This window comes from Psychromonas sp. SA13A (assembly GCF_011378715.1).
In the GTDB taxonomy this organism is placed as follows: Bacteria; Pseudomonadota; Gammaproteobacteria; order Enterobacterales; family Psychromonadaceae; genus Psychromonas.
The window spans coordinates 13,752-26,079 of the sequence record NZ_WTKU01000006.1 but is presented as its reverse complement, the minus strand read 5'-3'; the positions used below and the strand labels follow the sequence as shown (position 1 = coordinate 26,079).

At 36.7% G+C, this 12,328-nt stretch carries 11 protein-coding genes; 8 read left to right on the top strand and 3 right to left on the bottom strand.

From position 1 onward, the window contains the following. Positions 1-24: 24 nt before the first annotated feature. Both GQR44_RS07500 and queF read right to left on the bottom strand, forming a co-directional pair. Positions 25-2,055 (bottom strand): GGDEF domain-containing protein, encoded by a 2,031-nt coding sequence (locus tag GQR44_RS07500; protein WP_166370860.1) that lies wholly within the window; start codon positions 2,053-2,055, stop codon positions 25-27. A 312-nt stretch (positions 2,056-2,367) separates the two neighbouring features. Further along, the gene (gene queF / locus GQR44_RS07495; RefSeq protein ID WP_166370858.1) at positions 2,368-3,225 is read right to left on the bottom strand and encodes an NADPH-dependent 7-cyano-7-deazaguanine reductase QueF; all 858 of its coding nucleotides are present in this window, start codon (positions 3,223-3,225) and stop codon (positions 2,368-2,370) included. Positions 3,226-3,329: 104 nt separating this feature from the next. Here queF and syd point away from each other — a divergent pair, with 104 nt between their 5' ends. The 6 genes from syd (at position 3,330) to GQR44_RS07465 (ending at position 9,375) form a co-directional block, all read left to right on the top strand. Further along, entirely contained in the window at positions 3,330-3,887 is a 558-nt protein-coding gene (syd, locus tag GQR44_RS07490) for a SecY-interacting protein (protein ID WP_166370856.1), read from the top strand. Positions 3,888-4,142: 255 nt separating this feature from the next. Then, a complete protein-coding gene (locus GQR44_RS07485) occupies positions 4,143-5,027 on the top strand; it encodes a DMT family transporter (RefSeq protein ID WP_240923593.1) in 885 nt (294 codons plus the stop codon). Positions 5,028-5,472: 445 nt separating this feature from the next. Further along, on the top strand, positions 5,473-6,321 hold the full coding sequence (locus GQR44_RS07480; RefSeq protein WP_166370853.1) for a PA4780 family RIO1-like protein kinase: 849 nt from the start codon (positions 5,473-5,475) through the stop codon (positions 6,319-6,321). A gap of 499 nt (positions 6,322-6,820) precedes the next feature. Beyond that, the gene (locus GQR44_RS07475; RefSeq protein ID WP_166370851.1) at positions 6,821-7,258 is read left to right on the top strand and encodes a TerB family tellurite resistance protein; all 438 of its coding nucleotides are present in this window, start codon (positions 6,821-6,823) and stop codon (positions 7,256-7,258) included. A 22-nt stretch (positions 7,259-7,280) separates the two neighbouring features. Beyond that, entirely contained in the window at positions 7,281-8,945 is a 1,665-nt protein-coding gene (locus GQR44_RS07470; protein ID WP_166370849.1) for a SagB/ThcOx family dehydrogenase, read from the top strand. A gap of 37 nt (positions 8,946-8,982) precedes the next feature. After that, on the top strand, positions 8,983-9,375 hold the full coding sequence (locus tag GQR44_RS07465; RefSeq protein WP_166370847.1) for a 4a-hydroxytetrahydrobiopterin dehydratase: 393 nt from the start codon (positions 8,983-8,985) through the stop codon (positions 9,373-9,375). 130 nt (positions 9,376-9,505) lie between these two features. Here the strand turns inward: GQR44_RS07465 and GQR44_RS07460 are convergent, their stop codons facing one another. Beyond that, complete coding sequence (locus tag GQR44_RS07460; protein WP_240923592.1) at positions 9,506-10,027, bottom strand: GNAT family N-acetyltransferase; 522 nt, start codon at positions 10,025-10,027, stop codon at positions 9,506-9,508. A 168-nt stretch (positions 10,028-10,195) separates the two neighbouring features. Between GQR44_RS07460 and GQR44_RS07455 the strand changes: the two genes are divergently transcribed. Together GQR44_RS07455 and GQR44_RS07450 are read left to right on the top strand one after the other, a co-directional pair. Next, positions 10,196-10,819, top strand: coding sequence for an alpha/beta family hydrolase (locus GQR44_RS07455; protein WP_166370843.1), 624 nt, complete (start codon positions 10,196-10,198; stop codon positions 10,817-10,819). A 376-nt stretch (positions 10,820-11,195) separates the two neighbouring features. Next, positions 11,196-12,263, top strand: a complete 1,068-nt coding sequence (locus GQR44_RS07450) for a branched-chain amino acid aminotransferase (RefSeq protein ID WP_166370841.1) — start codon at positions 11,196-11,198, stop codon at positions 12,261-12,263. Positions 12,264-12,328: the final 65 nt, after the last annotated feature.

Genomic DNA, 12,328 nt, shown 5'->3' with positions numbered 1-12,328 from the left:
ATTTTTATACTAAATTACAATCGCTTAGCGACTAATCTCTGGCCATGCAATAGGGATGTTGGGATGGCTCGTTTTCAATTTTACTATTCCTTTATCGATCCCTGCTTGACCTAATAACCACAAATCTCCATCAAAGAATGCAGGTTGAATTTTTTCTATTGCATATAATTCTAACCAGCTACTTTCGTGTACTATCTCTCTTATTTGACAAGCACCAAATAAAGCTAAACAAGTGATATTAAGCATGCGTTCCGGCGCTATTGCACGAGTGACATTGTTTAAAAAGGGAAAAGCAACTATGCCTGTTGAAACTCTTCCATCTAAATCATAATTCTCTGCAAATGTTTGAAAGAAATATTCAATATCCTGTGCTAATTTTTTCGCTTCACCATGATGTTCTTGTTCGGCAATAAATAGTAGTTGATTATCTCTGACTTGACTAATTTGTGTATGTTGAGAAAAGTTAGCTTTTAATTCTTGTCCTAAGGCTAACTCTATTTTTTCTGCACTGAACAAACCTTTTGAACCGTTTAAATTACTTAAAAATGGAATATGTACCAAAGCATAAAACAGGGGACGTCCTTGATACTGTTGATCATATTCCTGTGCTTGTTGTGATATTAAACGTGTTCGAGGGTGATGCAACCATTTTTTACGCGTTATTTGTTCTCTAATTACGAGTTTTTTATGACGAATAAAGATAAATAATGTAAATAATGAAGTGACGCCTAATAACGCCAATACAATATAGGCAATGTTTTTAAAGCGATTATTTTTGAGTAATAACTCATTGTTTTTGGTTTCTAGCTGGATTTGTTGCTGTGTTTGCTCAATGAGTTGAAATTGCTCATTAATTTTTAATTGTTGCAGAGCAAATAGTTTTTCTTTAATTGCATTTTGCAAAGAGTGGAAGTTTTTAAAATGAAAATTTGCTTGCTGATGGTCGCCGGATAACTCATAGCTTAGGGCGAGCATTTCAAAAGCCTTTACGCGTAGCTCTGGAAATCTATCCTTGGCCAAAGTTAATACACTTTCTAATTGTAGAATTGCTAAACCCGTATCTTGACTTCGAATGTTTAATTGCGCCAATAATAAAGTGCTTTCAGTTTCTTGTTCAAGTCGATGTAATTTTTGAAAATGATAACGTGCATTTTGCAAATATTTCTGTGCTAATTCGGTGTTCTTTTTTAAATCGTAAGGCATCGAAGCATAAGTTCTACCGAGTTCTAAATAGGTGTAAGCAAGTAACATTTTATGCTTCTTTTCTACCAGTTCAAACGCATTAAATAAGTAGATAATCGCTTGATTGTATTCTTTATTTTGACGTTTTAAAATCGCAAATTTTAATAGGCTATCCGCCTGCTGTACATAATTGTCTGTGGGCAATAAAAGCTCAACACGTTGGCTAGCAAAATCCATTGCTTGTGTGTAACGATGTTTTTGTTGATAAAGATTGGATAAACTTTCTTTCACTAAACTGCTTAATTTTATCAGGTGTAGTTGGTCTGCCATTTCGTTTGCTGTTTGAAAGTTGGATATAGCTAATTGTTGCTGATTTATTTGATCGTAATAATGACCATAATAATAAGCTAACCACGCAACTAACTCTTTATGCTTGGTATTTTTTATGTTCTTTTTAACTTGGCTTAACGACTCATTCGCTAATTGATATTGGTGCGTCGCTAACGCGAGTTTAGCGATAGTTAAACGAAGAATATCGACTAGGTTTGACTTGTTTGCATGCTTTTTATCTTTCATAGACTCAATTGAATTAAGCAGCATTTTAATTAGTGCTTCATTACTGAGCTGTGGACGCTCAGACTCTGGTATCTCGCTAGCAATGATATTTAATGTTCTGATTTCATCGGGAGTGATACTTGGCGTTTTTAGTAAAGGGATCAGTAACGCTAAACTGTTTTCGTAGTCTGCAAGCTCTGTATAACAAGAGGCTAATAACTGTGAAGGCGCATGATTAGGAATACGTTTAGTAGAGGTCAACCTATTCTTAGGCATGGTGCCTTCAGCATAAGTGGGCAGAGCTTCTACCTTATTCATAAATTTAGTAACGGAATTAATACAATTTAGAGGTTCCAATTGACGCGTTTTATAACTTTCTTTGATTGAAGCAGGGATAAGTGCCCCCGATAATTCAAGGGACCATAGGGGATGGCTAACAGAAAGTAAAAGGCAGCTAAATAAGACTCTTGAAAACAAACGCATTAATAATTAAAACCTCATCACAAAACGGTGGCGGTACAACTAAATAATTTAAGTAAGTGCAACATAACATGTAAAAACGCGATCAGTTGCACTTCTGCTCATAATACTGACTTAATAAGCACTATTAAGTCAGTATTATTAATAAAACTACTGGCGTATCAAGCGTATATTATTAATTGCAGATTCCATTGACGTACTACGTAAAGGATTAATATCTAAGCCACCTCTACGTGTATATCTAGCATAAACGGTTAACGATGTTAAAGAACCATACTTCATTAAATCACAGAAAATACGCTCTACACACTGCTCATGGAATTCATTATGTTGGCGAAATGAAATTAAGTATCGCAACAACTTTTCATGGTCGAGTGATTTACCCGTATAGCTTATTTCAACACTTGCCCAATCTGGTTGGCTAGTGATTAAACAATTTGATTTTAATAAGTGTGAGTAGAGTGTTTCCGTTACTGTGGTGTCAGAGCTAATATCCGTTAATAATGACGGTAACAGTTGATACTGGTCAACTTCAATATCTAACTCATCTAGGTTAACACCGCTAAAAGTACCCAGTGACTCGTTAATCATATCTAGATTTGCATTAAGGTCGACGCTAACCGGTTTGTTGGCACAGGCTGATAAGTCTGCAGTTAATATTGCTTGTACCGCTGCAACGGACTCAAATTTACTTTGATTAAAGCTGTTTAAGTATAATTTAAAGGATTTTGATTCTATTAAAAACTCACTATCAAAGGGGACCTTAACAATCCCCGTTGCAACCATTGGTTTACCTTTATTATTTAACCAGGAAAGTTCGTAAATATTCCATAGATCAAAACCATGAAAAGGCAGTGCAGAGGCATCTAAGTTAAGCTCATTACGGTTCAAACTACGTGGAACTCCTTGCAATAAGGATTGATCGTAGTGGCATTTATACTCTGTGACTTTACCTAAAGATAAGTTTTGTAATGTTTCATCTTGGTTATAAAGTGTTGAATTTGGCATGGAACATCTCATTTAGAGGAAAGCGTTGTCAGAAAAACAAGACAAGGCTGCCCGAATAGTTACAATATGCCGTATTGTAACTAAAAAGAAGAATTATTCGAGCTATGAATACAGATACACAACAGCAGTTATTTGCATTATATCAACGTCATCAACAATTATGGCAATCAATACAGCAAACTTTACCGACTCAATCTTTTGACCCTGAATGGTTGTCTCCTTGTCAGGTTGGTAACGTTGAGGATGATAAAATAACATGGCAGGCTGTGCCGAGAGAGCAAAAATCGAGCCTTAATAATATTGAGCAAGCACTGGAAGTGACTTTACATCCTTCTATTGAAGATCTTTTTTGCAGCGCTTATAGCGACCACCTATGTTGCGAGTTTGAAGGGCATCCAATTGAACTTATTCAAGTGTGGAATGAACAAGACTTTAATGTGTTGCAAGAAAATATGATTGCTCACTTTATGATGCAAAAACGATTAAAAAAACCAGCATCAATGTTTATTGCAACCTGCAGCGATGAGATGCAAGTCATTTCTATTTTAAATGAAACAGGGCAAGTGCAATTAGAAACCTTAGGTAAAAAACAAGAAGCAGTGTTAGCGGAGTCATTAGCGGAATTTCTAGAAAAGTTAACGCCTATTATGACCGATAGTTAAAAGATACGGCGGATAGTTAAAAGATATGGCTGATAGTTAAAGGGCATATAAATATTGCTTCATTTTAAGTTTTGCTATGCTTCTTTATATCTCGCGAGGTAGATGAGCATTGATGAATGATATTGAATAATGTTTGTTATCATATTAACGTTTAAATCAGTGCATAATCTGAAAATTAAAGATTCAAATAAATAACTAGGCGATGCAAAATACGATAAACTGCACGTCTATTTTTTTAATCAAATTAGTCTAATTATGTTACGAAATTTTTTCTTGTCGATACCGATTAGCTTACGGTTTATGTTGCTGTCAGCTTTTTCCTTTGCATTGATGACTGCCTGTGTGAAGCTGGTAAGCACCCATAATATTCCTGTCTTTGAAATTGTTGCTGCTCGCGGGATTATTTCATTGTTGATTAGTTACGTTGATATTAAACGTAAGAAAATTCCTGTGTGGGGAAATAACAAAACGCTACTTATTGCTCGTGGAGGAGTAGGGACCTTAGCGTTAATTTGCGTCTATTATGCAGTCACGACTTTACCATTAGCTGAAGCGACTTTATTACAGTATCTGTATCCCGTCTTTACTGCTTTGTTAGCTTTTTTCTTTCTGAAAGAAAGGATCCAACGTTCAACATTAATTTGTATTGTGCTTTGTTTATTTGGTTTACTGGCGATGGTTAAACCCAATTTATCGATGACAGGAGAAGCGGTTTTACCTTGGTTTAGTGTTTGCGCTGCATTATTAGGCGCATTAGGCAGTGGGACTGCTTATGTATTAGTTAAGCGTTTAAGTCAATCCGAAGACAGCTCCGTGATTATTTTCTATTTCCCCCTGATTGCCTTACCATTATCAGTTATTTTGTTAGGCGATAACTTTGTTATGCCCAATACCGAAGCGTTGATTTTATTATTGTTTGTAGGCATTTTTACCCAAATTGGACAAGTCGGCTTAACTAAAGCTATGCAGAGTGAAGTTGCTGCTAAAGTCAGTGCTTTTTCTTATGTACAAGTTGTCTTCTCGGCTATCCTTGGGGTTATTGTTTTCAATGAGATACCTTCTATTTGGACTTTAATTGGAGGTTCATTAATCGTTTTAGGTGCACTAGTGAATGTTTTTGGCAAAAAGACAAAATCATAAATAATCACCTATTATAAAATCTATTTTAGGGCTTGATCTAGTTCTTAACTGCTAAGTATTTTCTATGCTGTAAAAGTAAAATTAAGTGGATTTTTATTTTGCATGTCATGAATTGAACAAAAAGAAACAATGAAACGATTGCTTTTATAGTATTATGGACGGTTATACCTTTTGATATAAGCGCTGGTTACTGTTTTATTAATACACTACTTAGTTAAAAGGCAGTATAAAAGAGGCGTTATAAATGTAGCCGTTATTTATTTGATGAATTGCCTAGGCATATATTTAAGACTAATGAGTATATGCTTCTATCTCACTATTACTTGGTGTAACTATTACCTATTAAGGTAATGACTGGGTAATACTGTTTCTGCTTTTTAGCTCTTTATTTAATTAAATAGCATTTAGCTCAATCAATTAAAATATTAGAAAACAAATTATATAAATGAAAATACCTAAAAGAATTCAACCATTAGTTGACGATGGCATCGTCGATAATGTACTACGCCAGTTAATGAGCGGCAAAGAAGCAACGGTTTATGTTGTTCAATGTGGTGATCAAGTTCGTTGTGCAAAGGTTTATAAAGAAGCTAGTAAACGTAGTTTTAAAAATGCGGTTTTGTACAATGAAGGACGAAAAGTCCGCAATGGTCGTAATGCACGTGCAATGCAAAAAGGCTCTAAATTTGGGCGTGAGCAACAAGAAGAAATTTGGCAGAGTACTGAAGTTGATGCCTTGTATAAATTCGCCGATGCAGGTATTCGAGTGCCTACACCTTACGGATGTTTCGGTGGAGTGTTGATCATGGAACTGATCACCGATGCTGAGGGTTTTGCAGCTCCGCGCTTAAATGATGTAACCCTGTCTCAAGAAAAGGCAATGATTGACCACGCTAAAGTAATGGACTATGTGGTTCGTATGCTCAGTGTTGGTGTGATCCATGGTGATTTGTCAGAGTTTAATGTGTTGGTGGATGAAGAAGGTCCTGTGATTATTGACTTACCACAGGCCGTAGATGCTGCTGGTAATAATAATGCGAAGAAAATGTTGTTACGTGACGTGAATAACATGACACAGTATTATTCTCAATTTGCACCTGAGCTTGCTAAAACACGTTATGGCGAGGAAATTTGGTCTATTTTTGAAACGGGTGAGTTATCACCTAAAACAATATTAACGGGACGATTCGTTGACTCAGACATTGATGCTGACGTTGATGGAGTACTGCATGAAATTAATGCTGCTCGAGAAGAGGAACTAGACCGTTTAGACCGTATTTCTGATGTTGATTAAGTTCTTTTAATAACGTAAACCACTTAATATAACAGTGGTTTACGCTATTTAATTACGCTACTTGATTATGTTACATAGCTACGTTACATAGCTACGTTACATAGCTACGTTACATAGCTACGTTACATAGCTACGTTACATAGCTACGTTACATAGCTACGTTACATAGCTACGTTACATAGCTACGTTACATAGCTACGTTACATAGCTACGTTATATAGCTACGTTACATGATCATGCTGCTAAAGAGTAACAAACGCATGACGGTGAGTTATTCGTCATTTCAAGCATAACTCAAATTTTAACCTTCCAATCCAAATCCTAAGCTTTCTTCAATCCCTAATCTACTGAGTATTTTGTTATATAACGTGACAACTCAGACACTTTGATTTCTATTTTGATTAAGGCTAGGATGACCAATTGATAATGGATGAGCCTTTTAATTCAAAAGCCCAGCATTAAATCTTTATCCATTCTTTTCATTCCTATAGGTTGAAATATGATTGCAACAGTTAAACATTTTATAAGTTCTCTGATATCTGATGAACACCCTGAATTCGATAATACTCTAGCGATTGCTTCTTTATTGTGTGAGGTTTGTATCGCAGATCATCACCTCAGTGCGGATGAAAAAATAGTTGCTACTCGCTCGCTTGAAAAAGTACTTAATGTTAATGCTGAGAAAGCAGCTGAATTATTAAGTGTAGGTATGCAGGAGGCTAAAAGTAGCCAATCTGTTTTTGATTTTACTTCACAACTGGGTGATTTAGAGCGAGAACAGCGTATTGAGTTGATAAAAGTCATGTGGCAAGTCGCCTATGCCGATGGTCACTTAGATGAAATGGAAGAAGCATTGATACGTAAGGTGGCAACATTAATTTATGTTAATCACAGTGACTTTATTCGCACTAAACTGGCTGTTATGCCGCAATCATAAGTAAACTGATAAGAGTATTGATATGATTCAATCTTCATTGCAAACCGTTAAAGATTATCATCAGCGTACAAAACACAGGCCTGGTGCATATGCTCGCTCTGCGGGGTATATGGATTGGGCGAATCAACCCTTGCCCTATCGATTATATCAAGGGACAGATAAAATATATTTGCCATTAGGGCAAGGCAAAGATGACTCTCCTGCGAGTGACTTATTTCAACAATCAGTATGTGCACCTACTGTTATTTCTTTACAGAGTGTTGCTTCACTACTGCAAAACAGCTTAGGTTTATCGGCGTGGAAATCCTATAACGGTAATGAGTGGGCACTACGTATTAACCCTTCTAGCGGCAATTTGCATCCCACTGAATGCTATTTATTACTGCCTGAGTTGCAAAGCCCTACAGTGCAAAATCCAGAGCTGAACAAAATACATAGCGTGCATTACAACCCTTATCTTAATTGTTTAGAGAAGCGTGCTATATCAACAGACTCAAGCGCTGAATTTTTGGCAGAAGCTAAAGGCTTTGCCATTGTGTTAACCAGTATAGCTTGGCGAGAAGCGTGGAAATACGGGGAACGTGCTTATCGATACTGCCAACATGATTTAGGGCATGCATTAGGTGCATTGAACATTGCCGCTAATTTAAATGGTTGGAATATAACGGTATTAGATGAGTTGCCGAATACAAAAATAGACTCGTTATTAGGGCTTAATCAATCATCACAGTTAGCGCAAGAAGTTGAATATGTTGATTGCGTATGTTGGGTAAGTGCAGAGCCAACAGACTTTCATAAAGTAAAGCAATGGCTCAATGAACTAGCTGATTTTAATTATATTGATCAAGCTAATCAATTGAGTCAATCACATCAAGATTGGCCGGTTATTGATGCTGTTTTTAAAGCAAGTCATCAGGTAGATTTTTCATTTATAAGTGAAGATGCAGAGGCTTCAAACAGTCATACTGTAAATTATGAATATGCCACGAATTCTAAAAATAGCTCGCCACTAGATGAAAGTGCGCAAGGTTTGATCCAGCAACGTAGGAGTGCTCAAAGTTTTGATCAACAAGCGAGTACCATCTCCAGCGAATTATTTTTAACGCAACTGCAAAAAACATTGCCCACACAAAGCGTGCCTTTTTCTGTCTTGCCACAAACAGCGCAAGTAAATTTGTTGTTATTTATTCATAATGTACAGGGCATTGATTCAGGTCTATACGTTTGGGTACGTAATGCTAGGCATCTACTAGATTTAAAATCTGCGATGCATAGCAATTTTCAATGGCAACAATGTTATCCCGATAAACCTTTGTACTTGTTGAAAAAAGGCGATTATAGACGGGTGGCTAAGGCGTTAAGTTGCGAACAGGATATTGCTGCAGATAGTGCATATAGCTTGGGTATGTTAGCCCGATTTGAAGATAGTCTGAATTATTCTGCTAGCCAATATCCTTTATTATTTTGGGAAACTGGGTTAATTGGTCAAGTATTATATTTAGCTGCTGAGAGTGATGATTTAAGAGGAACAGGTATCGGTTGTTTCTTTGATGATTTGGTACATGACTTGTTGGGATTAAAAGATCAACAATGGCAAAGTTTGTATCATTTTACTATCGGCAAGCAGCTAGATGATGCGCGCATATCAACTAAACCGGCTTATTTTCATCTGCAGGATATACGCTAATAGACTTTTAATTTTAAAATAGATGCAGGAGTGATAGATGACATTGTTAAAACAACAAGTTTGTAGGGCCTGTGATGCGAGTGCCACTGATAAAGCACTGCTACTAAATCAAGATCAAGCTATTGAGTTACTTAAACAGTTAAAGGCACAATCAGCTGAGTCGGATAATTGGCAGTTAGTTGAGGAGCAAGGCATACAAAAACTAACTGCTGAGTTTGCGACTAAACGTTATAAAAAATCAATGTTATTTGTTAATCAAATAGCCGATTTAGCTGAGTCGGTCAATCACCACCCTTTGATGCTAGTCGAGTATGGGCTGGTGGGCGTCCAGTGGTGGAGCCATAATCTAAAAGGATTAAGTCAAAACGATTTTATTATGGCGGCTAAAACCAGTGCTGTATTTGCTGAAATGGCTGAAAGGAAAGTATAATCCTAGTTGTTTTGCACTCGTTTTTTAATGTTTAAACAACTGGTATTATTCAGGTGTTATGCAAGAGAACTTTACAGTGGCTATGCATGAGTTATGCATGGGCTATAAAGGAGATTATTAAACTATCTATTTACAGATCTTTGCGGAGCAATAAATCAGTTTGAATATCGCCCGCCATATCAAATCCATGTTCACCAAACTGTTCAAACCCCATTTTTTTATAAAAATTTAATGCAGAAAAATTATTTTCCCAAACACCTAGCCAAAGGTGTTCTTTATTTTGTTGTTGAGCGCGCTTAATTGCAAATGAAATCATTTGCTTACCTAATCCTTGAGATAAAAACTCTTTTAGGATGTAGATTTTCTCAACTTCTAATGCCTCAGGATCTAATAGATCCGTTTGTGCATCATCTATGTTCAGCTTGAGGAAGCCGGCGAGTTTAGCTTCAGGGTCAGCAAGCGGAGCTGAGTAGATAAAATAAAATTCGCTATTAGTCATTTTTAGCTGTGCGGATAATTTTGTTAGGTTTAACGATTGTTTATAATACTGCTGTAGCAAATCATCACTATTACTCTCTGCAAATGTTTCTTGGTAGGTTTGTATTGCGATTTTTTGCAGTAAATGTACTTGGCCGAAAGTACATTTTTTCATATTCTGACCTAGCATGCCCATTCTCTCCCATGAGTTATATTTTAATCGTTAATCGTTAAGCGGTAAGCACAGATTGTAGCTAATAATTTAAGCTATTGCATGAGCTTTGCTTGACCATTCAATCGCTTACTAGCATGATCATTATTTATCTATTTGGCAGAGATTGACATGCAGCTTATTTTTGATGGTCCAAGCAATGGTCCCTTATTTGTTTTTGCCCATGGAGCAGGGGCGCCATTAACATCAGACTTTATGGAAAAAGTGGCGACTGGTTTAGCTAAACAAGGGATTCGCGTTGCTCGTTTTAATTTTAATTATATGCAGCAACGTATTGAGACGGGAAGCCGTCGCCCTCCGGAGCGAGCGCCGCATCTGATCAAGCAATTTATGGATGTAATACAAACATTAAATCAACCGATGGTGATTGGTGGGAAATCGATGGGAGGCAGAATGGCCACCTTGTTAGCGGCACAGGAGCCCGCCGAGCTTTTACAAAATGTAAAAGGCATCGCTTGTTTAGGTTATCCATTTCACCCGCAAGGGAAACCGGAAAAACTTCGCACGGAACACCTGCCAGCAATTAAACAACCCGTGGCGGTAATTCAAGGTTCGCGTGATAAGCTTGGTGACAAAGAAGAGGTTGAAGGGTATTCGCTACCTGAGCATTTCCAATGGTGTTGGTTAGAAGATGGTGACCATGACTTTAAACCAAGAGTAAAAAGCGGTTTGACTCAGCAGCAACATATTCAATCTAGTATCGACTTTCTTGTCGCTTATATTAGAAGCTGTTGAACTTTGCATTTGAAAAAGTAACTTTGAAAGCATAACTGCACTTAAAGGTTGCTTTAATAGCCCTATATTAAACGTAATGCTGCATAACAATATGTAATGAATGTCTTTAATCTATTGATATAGATTACTATTGTTTGTTTTTATTTATTGTTGCGGTTAAACGATAGCGGAGTATGCTACTTATTTATTTTAATATTAAAAAATTTCAACCGTTATTGTTAGGCTAATAATTTTACTTAATCCTATTTTTTTTAAAAGAACAGTGGATGTATGGTGGAATATTTTTTAGAATCTAGCTCCGCCCGACACGTGAGCAATAATGCTTATGCTTTTCATTCGTTGTCGCAAAAAGCATTTAGATACAGAAGGGATTTACATGTCAATTGATATCAAACCGTTAGCAGTTTCAGAGCGTAAAGCTTGCCCAGCAGAATTTAGTTTTGGCGAAGTGTTTGCCGACCACATGTTTACACAATCATTTGATACCGCTCAACAGTGGTCAAATGCTGAAATCAAACCTTATCAAATGCTACAACTGGATCCTTCGGCATCAGTTCTACATTACGGGCAAGAAATTTTTGAAGGTATGAAAGCATACCGTACTGAACAAGGGGATATTAACTTATTCCGCCCACGTGAAAACTTTAAACGTTTTAACCGTTCAGCTACGCGCATGGTAATGCCAGAAGTTGATGTGGAATTCCATCTTAAAGCGGTAATGGAACTATTAAAAATAGATAACCAATGGGTACCTGACAAAAATGGTACTTCTTTATACATTCGTCCTACTATGGTCGCGACTGGTGCTAAGTTAGGCTTAGGTGCTAGTGATAAATACTTGCACTTTATTATTACAGGCCCTGCTGGCGCATATTTTAAAAATGGTTTTTCTCCTGTTTCTGTTTATGTTGCTGATAAATATCGTCGTGCTGTTGTAGGTGGTGTTGGTGAAGCTAAAACAGGTGGTAATTATGCTGCGAGTTTATATATGTCGGAAGATGTTGCTAAACGTGGTTATTCTCAAGTACTTTGGTTAGATGCCATACACGGTAAATATATCGAAGAAGTGGGTGCGATGAACATTTGTTTTGTTTATGGCGATCATATTGTGACACCTAAGTTAAGCGGCAGTATTTTACCGGGTATCACTCGTGACTCTATATTGCAACTGGCTCCAACGTTAGGATATACGGTATCTGAAGAGCAAATTGCCATTGAAGATATTTTAGCTGATATTAAAAGCGGTAAAATTACTGAAGCCTTTGGTTGTGGAACTGCTGCAGTTATTTCTCCGGTTGGTCAATTATGTTGGAAAGACGAAGACTACTTTATTAATGATAATAAAGCCGGTACTGTTTCTCGTAATTTATATGATGAATTAACAGGCATTCAATACGGATTACGTGAAGACAAATTCGGTTGGATTGAAAAAGTTAACTACTAAAGCGAACTGCTTAATCGAATTACTTAAGCAAACACTACTTTTAAGTTAACTTTACATAATAAAGG

Bases quoted from the DNA above. Each gene is read 5' to 3' on its own strand.
- GQR44_RS07500 (WP_166370860.1), bottom strand. From the start codon at position 2,055: ATGAATAAGGTAGAAGCTCTGCCCACTTATGCTGAAGGCACCATGCCT.
- queF (WP_166370858.1), bottom strand. From the start codon at position 3,225: ATGCCAAATTCAACACTTTATAACCAAGATGAAACATTACAAAACTTA.
- syd (WP_166370856.1), top strand. From the start codon at position 3,330: ATGAATACAGATACACAACAGCAGTTATTTGCATTATATCAACGTCAT.
- GQR44_RS07485 (WP_240923593.1), top strand. From the start codon at position 4,143: ATGTTACGAAATTTTTTCTTGTCGATACCGATTAGCTTACGGTTTATG.
- GQR44_RS07480 (WP_166370853.1), top strand. From the start codon at position 5,473: ATGAAAATACCTAAAAGAATTCAACCATTAGTTGACGATGGCATCGTC.
- GQR44_RS07475 (WP_166370851.1), top strand. From the start codon at position 6,821: ATGATTGCAACAGTTAAACATTTTATAAGTTCTCTGATATCTGATGAA.
- GQR44_RS07470 (WP_166370849.1), top strand. From the start codon at position 7,281: ATGATTCAATCTTCATTGCAAACCGTTAAAGATTATCATCAGCGTACA.
- GQR44_RS07465 (WP_166370847.1), top strand. From the start codon at position 8,983: ATGACATTGTTAAAACAACAAGTTTGTAGGGCCTGTGATGCGAGTGCC.
- GQR44_RS07460 (WP_240923592.1), bottom strand. From the start codon at position 10,027: ATGAAAAAATGTACTTTCGGCCAAGTACATTTACTGCAAAAAATCGCA.
- GQR44_RS07455 (WP_166370843.1), top strand. From the start codon at position 10,196: ATGCAGCTTATTTTTGATGGTCCAAGCAATGGTCCCTTATTTGTTTTT.
- GQR44_RS07450 (WP_166370841.1), top strand. From the start codon at position 11,196: ATGTCAATTGATATCAAACCGTTAGCAGTTTCAGAGCGTAAAGCTTGC.